Raw genomic sequence first — 20,530 nt, 5'->3', positions numbered from 1 at the left:
GGAATTTTGCTAGCCACTCTCTTTGACAAGCAGCTTGGTTTCCATCGCTCCTTGAGGATAGGTTCTTCGCTTCAACTTTAGTTGGCGACGCTCTTGATGCCAGACGCGACCGCTGCGTTATCAGCGGATTGGGTTATGCTGTTGAAAAGGACACACGCACTTTCTTTTTTGCGGAAATTGAACCCTAAGCAGGATTTGTCGTTTGCACATTGCAGTATGCAGTCTGGATATCGGAGCGGAGAGGTCCAATAGGCGTTGCCAGAAATTTCCGTTTTTGTGGCGAACACCAAATTCGAGTAGCGCAAATTGCTCTCGACCACTTTTTTTGCGGCCATGATCGACTCTTCGCTTTTGACCAGTAGCGATGCGTCCCCTTTCATGAAACAAGCTCGAAATTTTGTGTTATAAGTAACCGCTAGACACCTGAAGTCGGTGTCGCAGGCGGTTTGACACTGCTCAGAACTCACGTTCCTAATTGGCATATCCGGCAGGTCGTTTCCGATCGCGTCCCACCCGGACACGACAACAAATCCACTATCTGGATCGACCTCTGTCGCAGGAGTTTCTGCGGGGACAGTTGCGGCCTGCTCTCGTGACGAGTCAGGAATGATGTCTGAAGACGCAAATGTGCGACCATCCAACCACGCGCATCTTGTTGCAAGATCGACGGCGGATGAATCATTAAGGCCGACCAACTGAAGCGTCTGAGCAGCAGCGCCAGGCCCGGCTGGTGGCGCTGTCGGGGCAGAACGAGCTGCCAATGATACATTTACGTCTACGCCGTTCACACTCCGCCGAGAGTAACACCACGCTCGGTCCCAGGTTTGGTCGTTCTCATCCTTGAAGTGGTGACCTGTGATTAACTCCCAAGTGGTGCCTTGGAACTCGACGTTCTTGGTGGCGAACTTGTTGAAGTCGACGGTCACCACGTCAGGCTTGGTAGGGACGTCAGCCTGAGGCGCCTGCTCCTGAGTTGGCTTTGGAGTTGGAACAGGAATAGGCGGCTCATCTTTTGGGGAGGTGAGATCGCTTGGCTGCTCTATGGTCGGCAAAGCCGCCGGCTCCGGCAAGGTTTTGTCCCATAGACCAAGATTGATGCCTAGCCCAATCCCGACCGCCGCCACTGCAATGGCTCCGCCAGTCGCCATTCGGCGAAAGGCGGTCGCCCGGGCTGTCTTCTCTTGGGCCGCGGCTTGAGCCTGCAAGGTTGGAATCGCTGACCTTTTGACGGCGAGATCGACGGCTTGCTCGAGCAGGGTGGTGTTATGCCGGACGAGCACTTTTGCGACCCTTCATTGATACCGTCACGAGGTCTGAGACCTCAGGCGGCAAATCCTGGTCGAGGGCCTTGCGAAGGACTTCGGGATCATCGGTGAAGAGCGGAACATAGAGGATCTCTTTGACCACCTTTTCCACAGGCACCTGAACCCGCTTCTCAACCTCTTTCTCGACCATAACTTCGACTGGTACCTTAATCGTTCGAATTCGGCGCCACCGCCAACTCAGAAGCATTCTGCGGAGCAGCCTGGAAGCCTTGCTGTCTGAATTGTCCTCTTCTCGGGCGGCAATGCGCTGGAGCGCTAGAGCGACCATTGCCGTAATTGGTCCCGCGAGCGCGGCAATGAGCGCGAGCGAGCCGAACCAAATCACAGAGATTATTCCGGCCTGTGCCTCAGTCACCAGTTCAGGTTTGCTGCCGTACCACCGTGAGGCAATACGGCGGACCTGATCTGTCCGCGCCATTGGGATCCGCTCCTTGGCCAAGGCGCTGAGGGCTTTGGCAATCTGGTCCTGTCTGACCTGGTTTTGCGCCGAGGTGTTTGCCTTGTTGGCTTCTGCCGCCTGGGCATCTGCGAGCCGTTTGCCCGCTTCATCCAATCGACGCTGCCAAGCCGCGGCATCACTATCGCGCGTTTGCTCCAGAGACGAACGCCTATCGACAAGCTTCTGCCTCTGGTCAGTAGTCATAGGAGGGCTATTTGCCCGCAAACGATCGAAATTTTCGCGCAGCGCAGCAATCTCTTGATCGAGCGGGTCAATCTGAGTGTCGAACTTGGTGATAATTTTCGTGCGGGGGTTGGCAAGTTTAGCCACTTCCGATTCTAGCCTGCGTGCCGAGTCGCTGTCCCCTGAATCGCGCGCCATCTTGATACGTTCAACAAAGCTGTCGCGTTGGCGCTCAAACTGATCGACAGCCTCTTTAACTTCGCGATCACGCTGTTGAATCAGCGCCGATCGAACCGCGTTTTTCTCCTCCACTTGATCGCGAACACGCGAGGCTTCTGGGGTAAGGGCTGTCGTTCCCTCCAATTCCGCATTGGCCTCGGCAATTTGCGACTGAAAGGTCGCACGCGATTTTTCCGCAAGAGAAGTCAGCTGCTCAATTTCGGAACGGGCTTGATCGACCTGATCGGCTCTTCGACCAAGTTCGTCAGCAGAGGCGAGCTTTGTCGCTTCCTGCTCAAGGGCATCAATCTTGTTTACGAGCTCCTCATAACGCAGCTGACGCAATGCGCCTGCCCTCTCCATCCCCATAAAGACAGTTTCGAAAGTGATGCCTGCAAGAACCAGGAGGAAGACCAAGATTATGGGCTTCCAGAGCCAAGACGCGCTGAAAAGCAGTGTAGCTATCGGTATCTTGGTGAGCTCCGCGATTGCCACCATGAGAAAGGGTGCACTGGCGAGCGTCAAATCCATTGCAGTGACAGACTCGCTTGCAGAAAACGCTTGTACGCCTAATGCTACACCTGTCGTAAGACCAATCGCTGCGGCCGCAATCTCTAGGGCCCAGGCACCACGGTAGGTCCACTGGCCATAGCTTGCCAGCTTTTGACTCATCACAGTCTGCATTTTACTCGCCCCCCCCGACAGGGCGACATCACGCCTTGATCGCCTGGCAGCATACACTTAACGGTTTTGAAAGTCTTAGTTAAGGCGTCTTCTCTCTATTGTCGCAATAACTTTTTCTGCCCTTCAGATATAGAATACCTCGTCAAAAAATGGGGTTAGCAGACCGCGCCGCCCATGCATGGTCTTCGTTAGATCGGTGTAAGCGGAAAGCCGAACAGGCCGTAGCGCGCATTTCAGCTAGCAGAGTGTTTCGCATGGGATCCCATCCTTGTCGCGATCGAGTTTTCCGCCCCATGAGCAGTTTTGCAGGTACCAGTTGGCTTCGTCGCAGGAACCGATCTGCTTGCACGTTCTCCGCGGCTCGCAAGAATAGCCGCTCTGCGCGACCAGCTTACGGCTGATGATGCCCAGTGGGCGGCTCGACGGCGCCGCGCCGTCGGCGTGCGCAGCGCGCCATTCCCAGGGTGCCTGAAACGTCCCGGCCCACAGGCCGATCTTTGAGGCTTGGGCTTGCGCCTGCTGCCCCGCATAGGCGCCCTGGCTGTAGTGAGGCCAATCCAGCGCCTGGCCGTGCTGGACCATCCAGGCGGCCACGCCCGCGCCGTCGGCGCGCCGACAATCGCCGACAAAGCGGTGATAGCGATCCCACGTCACGAATGTGCATTCGAGCGGCCTCGACGCGGCCAGGAAAGTGTCCAGCGCTTCGGCCGATCGCCGGCCGCAAGGATACTCGGCGCCATTCGCATCGCGGCACAGCTGTCGGCTCTCTGGCGCGTCGATGCCGTTGAAGCGGACGCGCTGGCCGTGGATTTCGATCGTATCGCCGTCAATGACGGATGCGACACCGGTAAGCAAGGCGGGCGCCGCCCTTCGTGGGCTGGCCTTTGATGCATCGTCGCTGCGTTGCGCGCCCGACGGCGCCAGGAAGGCAGCCACTGCCGCCGCTGCCGTAAGACTGAGCATTGCCGGCACGCTCGCAAGTTGGCGCCGCCACAGCTTGGCACCGGTGGGTCTCTGCCACCGATTGGATCGATATTTGCGGTATGGCCTGCTCATCCGCTACGCCGACCAGCCCGGCCATGCGCTGTCGACCATGGGCAGGCCGGCGCAATAGTAATCGTCAACGAACCGCCCGGTGGACCGGTCGCGGCAGCGCCAGATAACGCTGTAGTTCTGGCCATAGAATTGGTCCCACGCGACGCCATAGATTTGTGGTGGCGGTGGCCGGTAATATGTTCCGCCTCCATAGCCGTTGTTGGCAGCGACACCCACAGCTGCGCCGCCGACAGCCGCGACCGCTATTCCTGTCGCGACAGCATTGTCGGTTTTCACAAGCCTGGTGCACTTCTCTGCTGTTGCGCGCCTGCGCACTAGAAGGGCCGCTACCCGACTACGATACTGTTCGTCCGTGCTGCTGGCGAGAACGTGACATAGCGCAACGGTATTCATTGCCGTGAGATCGCTGTCCGACACGACAGTGCTCGTAGAGCAGCCGCTGACGCACAGGGCTGCACTTGCGATGAGTGCTCCAATTTTCATGTGAATTCCCCCAAACAAATATTGGGGCGAGTCCGACCTAGAAGTCCAGAGTTTTGTTTTTCACATTGCTACGATTCACAGCATGCTGCGGCTAGCTGGCATCCACTGCAACCAACTCTTCCGCCGGTCGTTGACTGATGCTGGGTTGATCTCAGCCACTCCAGAACTTGCCCGCTGGCTCAAAACCGGCGGGCTTTTTTTCCGCGACGCCGGAAGGCTCTATCTCGCCGCATGTTGTGGTACATCGGCACGCCGTCATCGGGCCGTGCCGTTGACCAAGGTGGTCCCTCCGCCATGGTCGGCCGGCGCAGCCTTGACCGTCCGCGCGGGCCATCCCAATCAAGCCCGCTGGCTTCGGTCGGCGGCTTTTTATTTGATCCCCGGCGCCGTCGGCTTGGATCTAGATCCTCGCCAGTGCCGGATTTGAAGGTAAGCTGCGGCGGTATGATCGCACTTCGCGCGGGACGGACCATTGGTGTGCAGCAAGAGCGCCGAGTTCATTCGGCCAAGATTCTGCACTAGGCCGAGGTAGGTGAAGGCAGATAGCTATCCGGTAATCGCTGAGATATTGGAGATAATGTTCCCCCATGGAGGTGTGTACCAGTATTATAAGTTTCCAAACTTCATGTACGAACGCCGTGGACGAGCTGCTGTGTGCGCTTGCCGTAAATCGCTTCCGCGAGTTCACAGTCGGAGGTTGGCTAGGACCCTAACGCGAGAGCTTCAACGGCCCCCTTCGCGATGAACTCCTCAACGAGACGCGGTTCACGTCCCTGGCCCAGGCCCGCGCGAGGCTCAATGTATGGCGCGCCGATTACAACGGCGCGCGTCCGCACTCGCACATCGGATGGCAGACACCCAACGAATGTGCATCGACCTTCAACCCGCGACGGTCGCTCGCGCTGCGCAACGTGAAACGCTCCGCGCCAGCACCCGTCGCGTCCACTGGCCATCAGGGCAAATCCACCCGCGGAAACGAACTCAAGACTGGATAAAATTTGGGGGAAACGTCAGGGCGGCCATAACTTTGCAGTCTTCAGACGCGAGGCGGCCTACAACAGCGCTGCCCACCATGCTTGTGGCCCGCGACCCACACGGCTTTTCCCTTCAGATCGTACATTATGCTTCCTTCATGATTACCGATGTCTGCATGACCTTGAGGTCTTCCCGCACCATTTCCGCGGCGAGCTCGCGCACGGATGTCTCATGCACCCAGCCGAGCTTCTCCTTCGCCTTGGTGGCATCGCCCAGGAGAAGATCGACTTCCGTGGGGCGGAAGTAGCGTGGGTCTACCTGGACTAGGCATCTGCCGGTCTCGACATCATAGCCCTTTTCGTCGACTCCCTCACCACGCCATTCGAGCTCGACGCCGACATCTTTGAAAACCCATTCGACGAATTGGCGGACAGGGGTCGTCTTGCCCGTCGCCAGCACGTAATCATCCGGTTGATCCTGCTGCATCATCATCCACATACCACGCACGTACTCACGCGCATGGCCCCAATCGCGTTGAGCATCGAGATTGCCGAGATAAAGCTTGTCCTGCTTGCCGAGGTAGATAGCAGCGGCGGCGCGGGTGATCTTGCGCGTCACAAAAGTTTCGCCGCGCAGTGGGCTTTCATGATTGAAGAGAATGCCGTTGGAAGCATGGATACCATAGGCCTCGCGATAGTTGACCACGATCCAGTAGGCGTAGAGCTTGGCGGCGGCGTAAGGGCTGCGCGGATAAAAGGGCGTTGTTTCGTTCTGCGGTACGGATTGCACGAGGCCGTAGAGCTCTGAAGTCGAGGCCTGATAGAAGCGGGTCTTGTCCTTCAGACCGAGAAGGCGGATCGCCTCAAGAAGTCGCAATGTTCCGATACCGTCGGCGTTTGCTGTGTATTCCGGCGTTTCGAACGACACCTGGACATGGCTCTGAGCGGCCAAGTTGTAAATCTCGTCTGGCTGGGATTCCTGAACTACTCGGATGAGATTAGTCGCATCAGTGAGGTCACCGTAATGCAAAATTAGGCGCGGATCGGGATCGTGCGGGTCTTGGTAGATGTCTTCGATGCGACCCGTGTTGAAGGAAGAGGAACGTCGCTTAATCCCATGAACGACGTAGCCTTTTTCCAGCAGAAGACGCGTGAGATAGGCACCATCCTGTCCCGTTATGCCCGTAACCAGAGCAACTTTCCTGTTCTCGCCCATTTTCTTCCTGCTCTATGGTAGTTGAAGTTTCGAATCTGGCTCGCCACACCGGCGGCCCGCCTCATACCCTATGGTAGGATTTCGACAGATGCGGCGCGGAGCTCGTCATTGACAGTGTCAGCCAGCGAGCACACCTGCTCCTGCTTCGAGGCATAGCAAAACAGAGTCTCGCCGCTAACCTGCCTAAGTCGCACATGCGGCCTGAGTGCCGAACTCAGCTCACGGGGTGAGCGACATAGATTTCAATCACGTCGCACCCGATTTGCTCATCAATCAGCGAGTTAGGACGCCCTTCTGGGATTCTACATCCGTTCTCAAGCACGCACAGTCGGTTGCCCAGCCGCTCCGCTTCTTCCACGAAGTGGGTGGCCAGTGGAATCGTATTGCCCTGCGCCAACAGGGCACGTAGCAGTTCCCAGATAAAATGGCGAGCATGTGGGTCCAACCCACACTAGAACTCCACCATCCCTCTTTTGCGCTGACCAAGTAATCTTTGCCTGCTTCAGCGTCTTCTAATGGAAATTGTTTTGATCAGTGAAATCGATTGTTTGGATGAGGTGCATCCATAAAACGGATTGTTTGACAGGGCAGCGCGGCACCATCGGCGGCACAAAGTCGTGGGCGCGAGGTTTCGCTCCGCGCGAAGACAAAGTTCGTGGCAGTCGGGGGCTTGGGCGAACCGCACATCTGAGACGGCGGCGAAAAGCCGGGTAGGGCATTACGTATTGACCTCCAAGGAATTTCGGGCGCGCTAGCCCGAAAACGGTGGCTGGGCTTCAACGATGGGCGGGACGAGGCGACCATCAAACTGTGATTCATACTGTAGGCGATCGCAGTGCGGCGAATTTGAACGGCCGCCTTTGCCAGCCCTCGCCATCGCATCCGGCTACAGGTGCCGAAGATCTTCTCGATCCGAGTACAAATTCTGTGGATCGGTTGGTTCCAGGCGTCGAGCTTTCGGCCTCGTCGCGCCCCCACATAGCGGTTGCGACGATGCGCGGCCTTCCACCCTTGGCGCGCACCGCGTCGCCGAGATGATTGCCTCGGTAGGCGCTGTCGGCAAACACTTCGCCGGGATTGTCGGGCAGAGCATCAGGAACGGCGTTGCCGTCCTCGGTGTGGGCGCCGTGGGCGATCTCCTCGACAAGGGCCGTATCGGCGTAGGCACCGAAATGGGCTTTGAAGCAATGAAACGCTGGTCGGCGCTTGTACTTGACCCAATGGCCCTCTTCATCATCTTCGCTGGCCGAGGCGATGATCGCCGCATCGACAGGCGTGCCGATCTTCACCTAGATCGCTGAACTGGCGGGTGATCTCGGCGAACAACAGGGTCATGAACCTCAAGGGCCTGTCGAAAACGGACGAGAGCGGGTTCGCACAGATGTCCGCTCTGACACCGAGAACCCGCAGAACCGTCGGAACGATCCTCCACATGGCTGCAGACGCCAAAATTCCTCTCCCGGCCATCGTCGCACAGCATCGCGTGCCAGTCGCTCAGTCCAGCCGGCTCGAAAGCTATCCGGCAGGAGTTGCGCCATGTTGGCGCACTTGAAAGCGTCAGAGGGCGCCGTGTCGCATCTTTCGATGGGACCGGACGCCATGATGGCCATAAATGACGTGGATGGCCTGCGCCTGACATTCGACGGCTGGCGGGTCCTGCACATCCGTCCTTCAGGAAACGCCCGCAAATGACATGTTACGTTGAGGCAGTTAAGAATTGGACTTGAAAAAGGGACTTTGTGGACTGCCTCGACCGGCTGTTTCGCTTAGCAAAGCGCGGCCCCACGTCAGCAGAGGCTCATGGTCAAGGAACGCCTTAGTATCCATCACATGGATGGGCCACATTCACGCAATCAATTTTACACATCTCGCCGGGCGCATTAGAGAACGCTGAATTTAAACCGGAAGCGAGTGTACCCGGCGTCAAGATTTGCGAGCGTCACAGAGATAAGGATAGGCAGTGCTGAGGAGCTCTTCTGCCCCACGCGCAGCCTCTACCAAATCGCCCGGCGTAACGGTCGACTAGTATCGATTAAGAGATCCCAAGTCAGATGCAACCTCGTCTCTGAAACGAGATTTCCGAAAATGCAGGTCAGTGGATTGGTAAAGCGCAGGTTCGTCGTCTCTCAGAGGCGTACGGGGTTCGGTGATTGTCTGTGGTCGCTGGCGGCCGCTTGGCGCTACGCTCAGCGGTCGGGACGAACGCTAGCCGTCGACTGGCGCGGGTCCTGCTATCTCGACCAACCCTTCACAAATGCCTTTCCGGTGTTCTTCCAACCGATCAATGACATCGCTGGCGTACCGGCTATTTGCGACGACCGGATCAACGACTTTTCCTTCCCGGGTCCATTCTTCCCGGAGTGGTGGAATAGGCCAGCGATCGACTGCCTTTACCGCCCAGATGAGCAGATTTTCCAAGAGCGCGACGAGTTGGGCGAGCTCTTTCAGGCCGAACACGATGTCGAAGCGAACACAGTAGTGTGTGACGCTTGCTTGATGTGGCGCTGCGATGAGGATGCCGAGCGGCAGGTCTTCCAGAGTGTCAAGCCTCGGTCTGAAATTCAAACACGCATAGATGCCATTTACCAAGAATGTTTTGAGGGGCACAGCATCATCGGGGTTCATGTTCGACATGGTAACGGTGAAGACATCATGGACCATGCGCCCTACTGGGCCGATCCGGAGTTCGCCGTTCGACAAGTGTGCACTGCGGTTGATAAGGCTAAAGCGTTGCCGCACCCCAAGCCTGTGCGGCTGTTCTTGTGCACGGACAGCGCGCAAATCCTGGATCATCTGTCGGCCAAGTTTCCCGATCTTCTCACCGTCCCCAAGCATTTCCGATCCGATCAAGACGGCCCCTTACACACTGCAGCACTTGGGATGGACGGCGCAATTTCCGCCCTCGTTGAGATGTATCTTCTCGGGCGCTGCGATACTGTAGTTCGGTTTCCTCCGACGAGCGCCTTTACACGATATGCACGCCTTTTCGTACCGCGGGTAATTGAGTTCGATCTGAAGGACCCAAGTCGTTTGATTTTGATAGAAGGCAGCCAAAGAGTCTCTCATCTTGATTAAGACCGCTACCTGGGCAATTCGGCAAATGGAACGAACAGGCATAGAGACATCGACCGCAATCCACGAGAGGCGGGCCATGGCATACGCTAAATGTCCCGCAGCTGCTCAGCTTGATCCGCAGGCTTGAGGATCCGGACACACTGCAGCAGTTCTTGGCTCCATTCGGGACTGTTGCCGACGTCGATGAAACCAACGGCCTTAGGGCACGAATACAGAATGACGAGATCATTCATCTGCGGCCGTCCGGCAACGCGCCAGAACTTCGCTGTTACTCGGAGCGCCGCAAGACCATCCTAGAGCGACGGCGGTCGTGACGCTGACGCTAAGGGCGCGGGCAATGACGTCCAGAGACGAAATCGAGGTTGTTTAATGAAAGTGGTTCCCGTCATCATCAGCGGTGGAGCCGGATCGCGGCTATGGCCCGCTTCGAGGCAATCGCACCCCAAACCTTTCCTTAAAGTAGCAGATGGACATTCTCTCATTCAGCACACTGTGCTGCGCGTCGGTTCGATAAAGGGCGTAGTGGAACTCGTCGCCGTGACATCTGGGGAACACCTCTTCCTTACCAAGGACGAGTTCGACGAACTAGATTCCGTGGTCCTGCCACGCACCTTTTTGCTCGAGCCTGAAGGCCGGGATACGGCCGCAGCCGTTGCGGCAGCCGCCATCCATGCCAAGGCAACGCAAGGCCCTGACGCGATTCTATGCGTCTTCCCAGCCGATCACATGGTTGGCAACCTGCCTGCATTTTTAGACGTCATGTGCCGGGCCATCGAACATGCGAAGCTCGGGCGGATCGCCACATTGGGCATCACCCCAACCAGACCGGACACGGCATTCGGCTATATCGAAGCGGATGGTGAGAAAGTCGTCCGTTTCGTTGAAAAACCGGATCTGGACACAGCCAAAGCCTATGTCGCGTCCAAGCGCTTCTTCTGGAACGCCGGCATTTTCTGCTTTAGCGCACAAACCATGCTCGACGAGATGGCATCGCATTGCCCCGCGGTGATCCAGGCCGCCTCCGACAGCTACGAGAACGGGCGCTTCAGTCAAGGCGAAGGCTTTGCCAAAATCGAACTCGCGCCTGAGCATTTCGGCTCCGCCCCGCGAATCTCGCTCGACCACGCTGTCATGGAGAAGACGAACAAACTTGCCGTGGTTGCCTGCGACATGGATTGGAACGACATCGGATCCTGGAACGCAATGGCCGATTTGATCGCCCCCGACGAAAGCGGGAACAGGATACGCGGCGATGTGCATATGGTCGACACGACCGGCAGCTATGTGAGCTCCGACAAGCGCGTCATCGGCACGGTCGGTGTCAGCGATCTGGTGATCGTCGATTCCCCGGACGCTTTGCTTGTCGCATCCCGCGACCGCGTTCAGGACGTCAAGAAGCTGTTCGAGGGCCTCAAGGCTTCAGGACATGAAGCTCACCTGGTCCATAGCACGGTACACCGGCCGTGGGGTACCTACACGGTTCTTGAGCAAGGCGAGCGCTTCAAGATCAAACGCATCGAGGTGAAGCCCGGTCGGCGGCTGAGCCTGCAGATGCACTATCATCGTTCGGAGCACTGGGTCGTGGTCAGCGGCTCCGCGAAAATCGTCAATGGCGAGCAGGAGTTGTTCCTGGCGACAAACCAATCAGCCTACATCCCCTGCGGCCATAAGCATCGGCTGGAGAACCCAGGCAGAATTGACCTGGTGATCATTGAAGTGCAGAGCGGCGATTATCTCGGCGAGGATGATATCGTTCGCTTCGACGACGTATATGGTCGAACGTAGATTTCACCCGCATGACGAGAACGGTCAACGTGTCGCTGACTAATTACCACTAGGAAGGCCGTCTGCCCACTCAGGACCGGATGCTTGTGGAATCGGGAATTGACCAAGGCAGCGGCGAATGACCGCGAACGGCGGCAACGAGGTGCGAATAGGATGGCTGAGCGTATGATCGAGAATACCGCAGTTGCGGTCTAGCGCGAAATGCAGCGTCTGTGACTCATCGGTCATTGCAGCGGGAAATCATGACCCTAAGCCGCCCTTCATCAGCCCACCAGCGCCCAGAAGAAGGCGAAGATCCGTCACAATGCCTACCTGTACCAAGGCTTCAAGCAGTTCACCGCGAATGTGAAGACCGCCAGCCATTGCTTCTTCATTTTCGGCCATTCGCTCGCTACGAATGACGACCACATCCTTAACCGCATAGCGCGTGGCAAGTTTCTGGCATCTATGGTGAACCAGCATCCGCGGATAACCAGCGGATCATGAACCACGCGAACGAGCTAGCGGTGCAGCGCAACGAAAAACCGCCGCTTGATGTCGTCTTTTATGATGCTGCTACAGTTCATGTCTGGGGTTTAGGCTTAGAAGCGGAATGACTGCCAACCAGGTCATCGAGCCGGAAACTGACCGGCCGGTCGGCCCAAAAATGACATTCAGTTGCCTCCAGCCTTTCGACACGAGCCACTTCACGATCTCGCGATTGCCAGCTAGCGGCTTGTTGCTCGAGCTGCGCGATCCTAGTCTGTGGTCGCTATGCCTCAGCAAGAAGAGTCCGGTTCCTAGCCGGGCGGAGGCGCAACGAGATAGCCAGCTCAGGACAAGGAGAGCAAGCCATGGTCGCTTTTACCCTCAATGGCGAGGCGCGAACACTCGACGTCGATCCAGAGATGCCGCTGCTCTGGGCGATCCGTGACGGCATCGGACTCACAGGAACGAAATTCGGTTGCGGCCTTGCCCAGTGCGGCGCTTGCACGGTTCACGTTAACGGCATGCCGACGCGCTCGTGCCAGACCGCAGTCGGCGACATCGAAGGAGCCTCGATCACCACCATTGAGGGCGTGTCGGGCAAGATCGGCGAAACGGTCCAGGCCGTGTGGGCCGAGTTCGACGTACCTCAATGCGGCTATTGCCAGTCTGGCCAGATCATGTCGGCCGTGGCCCTCCTGACAGAGACGCCGAAGCCGACGGACGATGATATTGATTCGGCGATGAGCGGCAATCTCTGCCGCTGCGCCACCTATCATCGCATCCGCGCGGCCATCCACGAGACCGCCAACCGGCTGGAGACTTGAGGCATGTTGCAGTTTCTCCCGAAGCATAATGCCGTGGGGCCCACGCGCCGCCAGTTCGTCCTCGGCACGGCCGTCACCACCGCGGGCCTCGCCGTGGGCTACCGGCTAATGATGGCCGCGCCCGCCAACGCACAAACGACGCCTGCAGCGGTCCAGGCGAACCCCTTCCAAACCTATGTCGAGATCACACCGGAGAACCGAATCGTCATCCACTCGTCGCAGTTCGAGATGGGACAAGGCTCCTATTTCGGCATCGCCACCCTGGTTATGGAAGAGCTCGACGGCGCCTGGGCGCAGGTCCACGTGGTCGGCGGATATGGCAATACCGCGCTCTACGGCAATCTCGCCTGGGGCGGGGCCGCGCAGGGAACCGGTGGCTCCACGTCGATGAGCTCGTCGTGGGAGCGCTACCGCAAGGCGGGTGCTGCCGCACGGGCCATGCTGGTGGCGGCCGCGGCGCAGCGGTGGGACGTGCCAGCCGGCGAGATCACAGTGGCTTCCGGGGTCGTGTCGCACGCCTCAGGGATGCAGGCGCGCTTCGGTGACCTGGCTGAAGCCGCAGCGGGAATGCCGGTTCCCGACGACGTGCCGCTAAAGCCGCGCGACAAGTGGGCCCAGATCGGATCGGACAGCCTCAAGCGCTACGATTCCGCCGGCAAGACCAATGGCGCGCAGACCTACACGATCGACCTCAAGATGGATGGACTCAATACGGCCGTTATGATCCATCCGCCGAAGTTCGGCGCTGAGATCGAGAGCTTCGACGCCTCCAAGGCCAAGGCACTCGACGGCATTGTCGATGTCGTCCAGACGCCGCGCGGCATTGCCGTGGTCGGCAGGGACATGTGGACGGCGCTCAAGGGCCGCGATCTCGTGGAGGTGACCTGGAACGAAGAGAAGGCCGAAAGGCGCGGCACGGCCGAGATCATGGCCGAATACACTAAGGCAGCAGACGATCCGGGCGCGGCCACCGCGCGCGACGACGGTAACACTCCCGCAGCGTTGGCCAGTGCTGAGAAAGTCATCCAAGGGCACTACGAATTCCCCTATCTTGTCCATGCTTCGATCGAGCCACTCAACGCGGCCGCCCGAATCAACGAAGACGGCACCATCGACGTCTGGGGCGGACACCAGATGCCCGACCTTTATCAGGCGGCTGCCGCTCAAGTAGGCGGCACCACGCCGGACAAGGTGAGGCTGCACGTGATGAAGACCGGCGGCAGCTTCGGCCGCCGAGCGGTCTCGGACGCAGATCTCATTATCGAAGCTGTTTCCACAGCGCGTGCACTGGGACCCGGCAAGCCAGTGAAGGTGCAGTGGACCCGCGAGAACGACATGCGGGGTGGGCGGTACCGGCCGGCCTATGTGCACGCAGTCAAGGCGGGGCTCGACAAGGAAGGCAATGTCGTCGCTCTCCATGACCACATCGTGGGCCAATCGATCGCGGGCGGTTCGCCCTTTGCGGCGATGATCGAGAACGGCATCGATCCGACCTCCGTGGAGGGCGCCACCAACCTGCCCTATGCGATCCCGAACCTGAAGGTCGAGCTGACCACCACGGACGTGAACATCCCAGTGCTGTGGTGGCGTTCGGTAGGCTCCACCCACACCGCTTACGCAATGGAAACCCTGATTGATGAGCTCGCCGCCGCTGCGAACCGTGATCCGGTCGACTTCCGCTTGTCGATGCTCGGTCACCATTCACGGCATGCCGGCGTGCTGAAATTGGCTGCTGAGAAGGCAGGCTGGGACAAGCCTCTGCCGGAAGGCCATTTCCGCGGCGTGGCCCTGCATGAAAGCCTCTCGACCTATGTCGCCGAGGTGGTGGAGATCACCTTCAACGATGGAAATGATTTCAAAGTCGACCGCGTCGTCTGCGCGGTAGATTGCGGCACCGCGATAAATCCTGACCAGATCCGCGCTCAGATGGAGGGCGGTATCGGCTTCGGGCTAGGCGCGATCCTCCAGGAGGAGCTGACCCTGACGGGCGGTGTCGTAGACCAAGAGAACTACGACACCTATATGCCGCTCAGGATCGAGCAGATGCCGCGCGTCGAGGTGCACATTGTGCCGTCCGACGAGCCGCCCACGGGCGTTGGCGAGCCGGGTGTGCCGCCGATCGGCCCGGCCGTCGCCAACGCGCTACGGGCGGCGACGGGCAAGACGATCCGCAAGCTGCCGATCATAAAGAACTTGTCAGCATAGCCGGGAATGACACCATGAAAACGGCCGGATGAAGATCGCGGTCGTAGGTCGTTTTTGAACGCCTCCTGACAGGCGATCACCTCCATTCGCAATTTCCGGCGGCTGCCCGGTCCAATATCCGGTTTAGAGACGGTAACCCGTGTTCTGAACGACCGCAGACGGTCGTTGGTGCTGGTAGCACTAAAGAACCGCTTTCGAGACGCAAACGCCGCACGCAAATGTCTCGAAAGGGTCACGCTAGAGACTTTGTACCACCTAGTTGCATGTCTGCTATCGCTTTCTGGGCGCGAGAAGCGGCCGGTCCTCTGACGGCCCCATAACAGGACATTGATGTCTTCGCGCTGAGCGTCAGCAGTTGGCGCTACCGCGACCCTTCTCAGGAAGGCTGCACACCGACGCGATCTTCCTTTCGCCTTGCGCAAACCTCCCTTCCGAGTGAGGCGTTCAGTGCGTCGGCTTGGTGGACTGAGGCACTTCTGAGTGGGACAACAACATTGAAAAACATTGGAAAAGATTTGAATGCTCTGAAGTCCCACTGATCTCTTACCAATTGATTTTTATGGCTTTCGGAATACCCTCCGGGCCCACCATTGGCTTTTGTGGCCGTTGATTTAATTGGATTTTTTGGCCATTTTTGTCCCACCTCTTTCAACCCCCTCAGAAAGTGGGACAATTTTGTTCTCTTTTCGATCGATAACCAGCAGGTATTTCGCCGCTCTCGCTACCTTCCGGCGACGCGCTTTCTTGATGTAGTGGTCGGGCTGCTGGTACGTAGTCCACCCATATATCGCCTTCAGCTGCTCGTGCGTCGCGCCGTTCTCAGCGGCGATCGTCGCGCCGGCCTTGCGAATTCCATGAGCACTGCAGTGCGGCAGCTCAGCTTGATCACACCACTGGCGCATCTTGTTGCCCAGACCGTTCTCCGAGAACGGGCGACCATACTCATTGACCAGGAAGGTCATCTGGTCGGAGGGCGTGTGCTCAAGTTCCGCCTCTAGTTCGGGCAGAAGCGGGAGCTCCACCAACACCGCATCCTTGTTACGACTGGTCTTCCCAGGCTTAATTCTGATCCACTTCTCCCACTGCTCGGTCTCCTCGTTGTAGACGAGCGTGATGTGCTGTCGACCGAAGATCGCGACGTCGGACAACCGCAGGCCAGTAAACATGAAGATCGAGAGCGCACGTCTGGCTGCGGTACCCAGCGGATGCCGCTTCTCATATTGAACGATCTCCGACACGTCCCATGGGTGCCAGCCGTCGCCGCTCTTTAGCCGTCTGATGCCGCGGGCGGGATTGGAGTCGACGCCCGGAATCTCTGTGTCCTTTGCCCACTCAAACATCGCGCTGATGGCTTTTACGATATTGTTTGCCGCGCCAAGGGCGTCGAGCCTGGTGTCCCTGATCTCCTTAACATGAGACCGTTTCATACCGGCGAATGGCAGAGATCCCTTGGTGGGATACTGAGGATCCGGGTCACCTTCGAGGGGATGAGGTAATTCGCATACGCGCTCCAGAATTGCTCGTCGGCGCGCCATAGTGTCTTGGGTGATTTCCGTGCCGCCCCGACGGTAATACTCCTGGCAAAGCCACAGCAACGTGCCTTTCTTCGCTGGCTCGGAAGGCTTGGGGAGGCGCCGGCAAATCTCGGGAAGAGTGCCGGGCCGAACATAAGTGACCTCGGCGCGCGCGCACCGCAGTTCCTCGAGGAACTCGTCGCTGCCGGTCGGTTCACGGAGCCGGACCTTCTTCCGACCCGGTGCGCGAAAATAGTACCGATCATTGCCGTGGCGATCAGTGTCCTTCACTACGCCCTTAAGATCGATTTTCACGGGCTCATCCGTCATGTTCGTGGTTTTCGATCCCAAGGATTGTCTAGTGGCGGCGAATCTTCGTCAAGCTTTGGTGCTCCTCCGATTTGGCGGTGAGGGAGCTTTCGAAAGGCCAATACAAGTTCCTCGACGTCCCAAACAATGCGCCCCTTGCTCGGCATTCGTGGCTGGGGCATCCGGCCGTCCTGGACCATTTCATCAAAGGTCGTTGAGCTTACGCCGATGAACGTCGCAGCCTGCTCGCGATTGATTCCTACCGGCGGGAGCGAGGGCGGCAAGACGCTCGGGGTGCGTAGCATCGGTTTAGCGCGTTGAAAGCGCGTTTTTGACGCCTGCCTGTCTTCCTATGTACCTGTCCGAATATTGCAGACGCTCAATCATGTCCTAGCCCTGTGCTTGCAGGCTCACCCTAGGTCTCCAGACCTCAGGATCGCTCAAGACACCGGACTCTTTTCCAGCCTTTGTGTACGATGATGGGTATCTTAATGCGCTCGAGGCCAAGAACTGAATGGTCGGCGACTTGGAAGGGCAAAATGACCGTGGAACCACGAATCTGAGTCAGAGGCGGAATCCAACTGAGGAAAGTATGGCTGTGTTTTCAGACGGTTATGACTCTCATGCATGCGTAACAACCAACAAGAATACCAACAAAATGTTTCTGTGGTTACTTTCATTCCTCATGGAATGCGCGACTGATTTGGTCCGACAGCGGCTTCACAAAATAAGAAAGCGCCGTACGCTCGCCCGTCTGGATCATCGCTTCGGCCGGCATGCCGGGCACGAGCGTCAGGTCCTTGAGCTTCGTCAGTTCCGCATGCGGAACCGACAGACGCACCAGGTAATACGAAACGCCGTTTTTTTCGTCCGTCGCCAGATCGGCTGCGATCCGGCTGACATATCCGTTCAATACCGGCGTGGTCCTCAGATTGAAGGCTGACATCCGCAGCACGGCCTTGTGACCAAGCTGGATTTGGTCGATGTCCTTCGGGGTGATTCGTGCTTCAAGCGCAAGATCGTCGCCTTCCGGCACGATTAGCATAATCGGATCGGCGGGCGTGATCACTCCTCCGACCGTATGAACTGCGAGTTGTTGAATGGCGCCTGACTGCGGCGCGACAATATCGATCCGTCGCAGTTCCTGTTCAGCCGCCACCTTGCGCTCAACATACTCCCCAACCTGCGCCTGAACCTCTCTGAGCTCCTGGCCGACTTCCGTCTTGAAATCCGGATCGATCTGCAGGATCTGCAGGCGCGTTTCGGCTATGCGGGCTGCCGTCTGTGCCTGATGTGCAATCTTCTCACCGCGTTCGCCGCCGAAAGTGGCAACCTGCGTCTTCAGACTGTTCAAGCGTTGGTCCGAGACAATGCCTTGGTCGCGCAGCCCACTCAGGGCAGCAATTTCCTTTTGAAGGATCTCGGTGCTTTTCTCACAAGCGATTGCCTGCGCCTTGAGCCCCTCGATCTCGTGCTCATATTGAGTGATGCGTTCCGCTAGCTGCGCCTGCCTTCCGTCGCGGGATTGTCTGCGGAATTCGAACAGCCGCGTCTCGCCATGTACTGCCGAAGCTACGTCCGGAACATCTCTGCGGGCGAGCAGCCAGTCCGGGAAGGCGATCTCCGCCAGATCGTCACGCTCAGCTTCGAGTCGTGCCAGGTTGGCGGCCAGCTCATCGAGCCGCTTGGTGACTACAGCGAGAGTGGCGCGCGTCTGGGTGGCGTCGAGCCGCATGAGGATGTCGCCGGCTTTTACTTTATCACCTTCGCTCACCAGGATTTCTCCCACCACCCCGCCGGTCGGGTGCTGCACCTTCTTCACATAGGAATCGACGACAAAGTGTCCGGACGCGACAACCGCGCCGGAGAGATTCGTGAAGGCCGCCCAGGCTCCGGCTCCTCCCACAAAGATCACGCTCGCCAGCAGGCCCGCCACCAGGTGCCGGCGAATGGACCTGGAAACGTCATTGTTCTGATGAATGCCGGACACCGGGATCCTCCATGTCAGCGCGCTCGTTATCCTGTGTAGACTCGATGGCCTTGACCCCAGCGCCTGATGCCATCGCTGCCCCCTTAAGGACTTTGGAAAGCGCCTCATCACGCGCACCGAATGCTCGCTGCCGTCCACCTTCCATCACCAACACCAAATCCACGGCGCGGATGGCGCTCGGCCGATGGGCAACGACAACCGCAATGCCCTTGCGCTCGCGCACGGAGGCGATCGCCTTGACAACCGCAGCCTCGCCTTCCGCATCGAGATTGGCATTGGGTTCATCCAGCACAACAAGGAAAGGGTCTCGATAAAGAGCACGGGCAAGACCGATACGCTGGCGCTGCCCGGCGGAAAGTGCCGATCCGGCCTCACCAATCGGAGTTTCGTAGCCGTGCTCAAATCGGAGGATCAGTTCGTGCGTGCCCGCTGCTTTCGCCGCGGTGACAATAGCCTCAGGGTCAGGATTATCTTCAAAACGAGCGATGTTTTCGGCAATGGTGCCGTCGAATAGTTCAACACCTTGCGGCAAATAGCCGATATGACGGCCTAGCGCTTCCCGGTCCCATTGATCGAGGCTTGCGCTGTCGATGCGAACCTTTCCGGCGACCGGCGCCCATGCGCCGACGATGGCGCGCGAGAGTGTCGACTTGCCCGAACCCGATGCACCGATGATCCCGAGTGCGCTTCCCGCCTGAACGGCAAACGCAAGGCCGGTCACGGTCGGCTTCCTTTCGCCGGGCGGAACGATTGTCACGCCTTCGAGGCGGAGTTCGCGTTCAGGTGCAGGCATTGGCATAACAGGAGCGGTTTCAGGAACCTTTCCCAAGAGGTCCTCCAGCCGCGCCCAACCCTGGCGCGCCATGAGGAAGGGTTTCCAGCTTGAAATGGCCAGATCGACCGGAGCCAGCGCACGCCCCATCGTGATCGAACTGGCAATCATGACCCCGGCCGTAGTCTCCTGCCTGATGACAAGGTACGCGCCGACGGCAAGAATGGCCGATTGCAGCAGCACGCGCAGCGACTTTGAAATGCCACCCAGCCCACCTGCCAGGTCCCCGACTTTCCGGTTGGCGGCCAGATACTTGGCATTGGCCTTGTGCCATCGGGCAGCGATCCGCTTTGCGAGACCGAGAGCTTGCACGACCTCGGCATTGCGGCGCGCTGCTTCCAGTAGACCATTGCGTACCATGTTGTGGTCAATGGTATCGCGTATCGGCCCTTGCGAGAGAGTGTTGGTAAGGAGTGTCAGAGATGTGAGACCGATCGCCCCGATAAGTGCCGTCATGCCGATCCAGAAATGAAAGAGGAAGCAAATGCCAAGATAAAGCAGCATCCATGGCAGATCGAAGAACGCTGTCGGGCCGTTTCCACCTAAGAATCCGCGAACATTGTCGAGATCGCGTAGCGGCTGCAAGCCGTCGCCCGGCATGCGCGTTAAAAGCGGAAGGCGAACGATCGCATCGTGAACGCGTCCGGAAAACTGTTCATCGAAACGCTCGCCAATCCGCAGCAGCACGCGGGCGCGCAAAACGTCGAGCAGGCATTGGAACGCATAAAGCCCTGCAGCAAGCACGACGAGCCCCACTAGCGTCGATACGCTGCCACTTGCCAGAACGCGGTCGTAGACCTGAAGCATGAACAGCGGCGAGATCAGCGCAAGCACGTTGACCACGCCGCTGATCAACAGAATTCCCCAAATAGCGGAAGTCAGAGGGAAAGGTCTCAAAGCTGAATCCTTCAAGGAATGGTTACTCACGTAGGTCTCCGTGAGGATCTGG

The 20,530-nt window shown here is 58.4% G+C and carries 16 protein-coding genes and 2 pseudogenes; 8 read left to right on the top strand and 10 right to left on the bottom strand.

Annotation, left to right across the window (positions count from 1 at the left end; translation table 11 throughout):
- Window positions 1-77: 77 nt before the first annotated feature.
- The 4 genes from NKG95_RS16825 to NKG95_RS16810 form a co-directional block, all read right to left on the bottom strand.
- Window positions 78-1,280, bottom strand: coding sequence for a PAN domain-containing protein (locus tag NKG95_RS16825; protein ID WP_023680065.1), 1,203 nt, complete (start codon window positions 1,278-1,280; stop codon window positions 78-80).
- Window positions 1,264-2,850, bottom strand: coding sequence for a hypothetical protein (locus tag NKG95_RS16820; RefSeq protein ID WP_353041562.1), 1,587 nt, complete (start codon window positions 2,848-2,850; stop codon window positions 1,264-1,266). Before NKG95_RS16820 ends, NKG95_RS16825 begins: the two co-directional genes overlap by 17 nt.
- A gap of 237 nt (window positions 2,851-3,087) precedes the next feature.
- Window positions 3,088-3,786 carry a thermonuclease family protein gene (locus tag NKG95_RS16815; protein ID WP_352810641.1) on the bottom strand — a complete coding sequence of 233 codons (699 nt, stop codon included), beginning with the start codon at window positions 3,784-3,786 and terminating at the stop codon, window positions 3,088-3,090.
- A 123-nt stretch (window positions 3,787-3,909) separates the two neighbouring features.
- Entirely contained in the window at window positions 3,910-4,182 is a 273-nt protein-coding gene (locus NKG95_RS16810; protein ID WP_352517225.1) for a hypothetical protein, read from the bottom strand.
- Window positions 4,183-5,105: 923 nt separating this feature from the next.
- Between NKG95_RS16810 and NKG95_RS16805 the strand changes: the two are divergent.
- Window positions 5,106-5,384: pseudogene (locus NKG95_RS16805) on the top strand (integrase core domain-containing protein); the annotation flags it as partial.
- A gap of 124 nt (window positions 5,385-5,508) precedes the next feature.
- On the opposite strand, the gene gmd reads toward NKG95_RS16805, so the two are convergent.
- The 3 genes and pseudogenes from gmd to NKG95_RS16790 form a co-directional block, all read right to left on the bottom strand.
- The gene (gene gmd / locus NKG95_RS16800; RefSeq protein WP_352479096.1) at window positions 5,509-6,579 is read right to left on the bottom strand and encodes a GDP-mannose 4,6-dehydratase; all 1,071 of its coding nucleotides are present in this window, start codon (window positions 6,577-6,579) and stop codon (window positions 5,509-5,511) included.
- A 131-nt stretch (window positions 6,580-6,710) separates the two neighbouring features.
- Window positions 6,711-7,027 (bottom strand): annotated as a pseudogene (locus tag NKG95_RS16795) (nodulation factor ABC transporter ATP-binding protein NodI); the annotation flags it as partial.
- Window positions 7,028-7,394: 367 nt separating this feature from the next.
- Window positions 7,395-7,868 carry a hypothetical protein gene (locus NKG95_RS16790; RefSeq protein WP_352810644.1) on the bottom strand — a complete coding sequence of 158 codons (474 nt, stop codon included), beginning with the start codon at window positions 7,866-7,868 and terminating at the stop codon, window positions 7,395-7,397.
- A gap of 247 nt (window positions 7,869-8,115) precedes the next feature.
- Here NKG95_RS16790 and NKG95_RS16785 point away from each other — a divergent pair, with 247 nt between their 5' ends.
- The 7 genes from NKG95_RS16785 (at window position 8,116) to NKG95_RS16755 (ending at window position 14,936) form a co-directional block, all read left to right on the top strand.
- Entirely contained in the window at window positions 8,116-8,271 is a 156-nt protein-coding gene (locus tag NKG95_RS16785; RefSeq protein WP_352483792.1) for a hypothetical protein, read from the top strand.
- Window positions 8,272-8,664: 393 nt separating this feature from the next.
- Complete coding sequence (locus tag NKG95_RS16780) at window positions 8,665-9,654, top strand: nodulation protein NodZ (protein ID WP_352517223.1); 990 nt, start codon at window positions 8,665-8,667, stop codon at window positions 9,652-9,654.
- 110 nt (window positions 9,655-9,764) lie between these two features.
- Window positions 9,765-9,968: a hypothetical protein gene (locus NKG95_RS16775; protein WP_348633214.1), complete on the top strand. Its 204-nt coding sequence runs from the start codon at window positions 9,765-9,767 to the stop codon at window positions 9,966-9,968.
- A 55-nt stretch (window positions 9,969-10,023) separates the two neighbouring features.
- On the top strand, window positions 10,024-11,439 hold the full coding sequence (locus NKG95_RS16770) for a mannose-1-phosphate guanylyltransferase/mannose-6-phosphate isomerase (RefSeq protein WP_352810648.1): 1,416 nt from the start codon (window positions 10,024-10,026) through the stop codon (window positions 11,437-11,439).
- Between the two features lie 294 nt (window positions 11,440-11,733).
- Window positions 11,734-11,925 carry a hypothetical protein gene (locus NKG95_RS16765; RefSeq protein WP_352517228.1) on the top strand — a complete coding sequence of 64 codons (192 nt, stop codon included), beginning with the start codon at window positions 11,734-11,736 and terminating at the stop codon, window positions 11,923-11,925.
- 347 nt (window positions 11,926-12,272) lie between these two features.
- On the top strand, window positions 12,273-12,731 hold the full coding sequence (locus NKG95_RS16760) for a (2Fe-2S)-binding protein (protein WP_352467057.1): 459 nt from the start codon (window positions 12,273-12,275) through the stop codon (window positions 12,729-12,731).
- A 3-nt stretch (window positions 12,732-12,734) separates the two neighbouring features.
- Window positions 12,735-14,936 (top strand): xanthine dehydrogenase family protein molybdopterin-binding subunit, encoded by a 2,202-nt coding sequence (locus NKG95_RS16755; RefSeq protein ID WP_353041559.1) that lies wholly within the window; start codon window positions 12,735-12,737, stop codon window positions 14,934-14,936.
- 611 nt (window positions 14,937-15,547) lie between these two features.
- Here the strand turns inward: NKG95_RS16755 and NKG95_RS16750 are convergent.
- The 3 genes from NKG95_RS16750 to NKG95_RS16740 form a co-directional block, all read right to left on the bottom strand.
- Window positions 15,548-16,765 (bottom strand): tyrosine-type recombinase/integrase, encoded by a 1,218-nt coding sequence (locus NKG95_RS16750; RefSeq protein WP_352457555.1) that lies wholly within the window; start codon window positions 16,763-16,765, stop codon window positions 15,548-15,550.
- Window positions 16,766-17,435: 670 nt separating this feature from the next.
- Window positions 17,436-18,749 carry an HlyD family type I secretion periplasmic adaptor subunit gene (locus NKG95_RS16745; protein WP_352548197.1) on the bottom strand — a complete coding sequence of 438 codons (1,314 nt, stop codon included), beginning with the start codon at window positions 18,747-18,749 and terminating at the stop codon, window positions 17,436-17,438.
- Window positions 18,724-20,493 carry a type I secretion system permease/ATPase gene (locus NKG95_RS16740; RefSeq protein WP_352910286.1) on the bottom strand — a complete coding sequence of 590 codons (1,770 nt, stop codon included), beginning with the start codon at window positions 20,491-20,493 and terminating at the stop codon, window positions 18,724-18,726. The genes NKG95_RS16745 and NKG95_RS16740 overlap by 26 nt, the downstream gene beginning before the upstream one ends.
- Window positions 20,494-20,530: the final 37 nt, after the last annotated feature.

Origin of the sequence: Mesorhizobium sp. M1423 (assembly GCF_040317575.1) — a bacterium.
Classification (GTDB): Bacteria; Pseudomonadota; Alphaproteobacteria; order Rhizobiales; family Rhizobiaceae; genus Mesorhizobium.
Note: the sequence above shows the minus strand (reverse complement) of the source record. Positions and strands in the feature narration are given on the sequence as shown.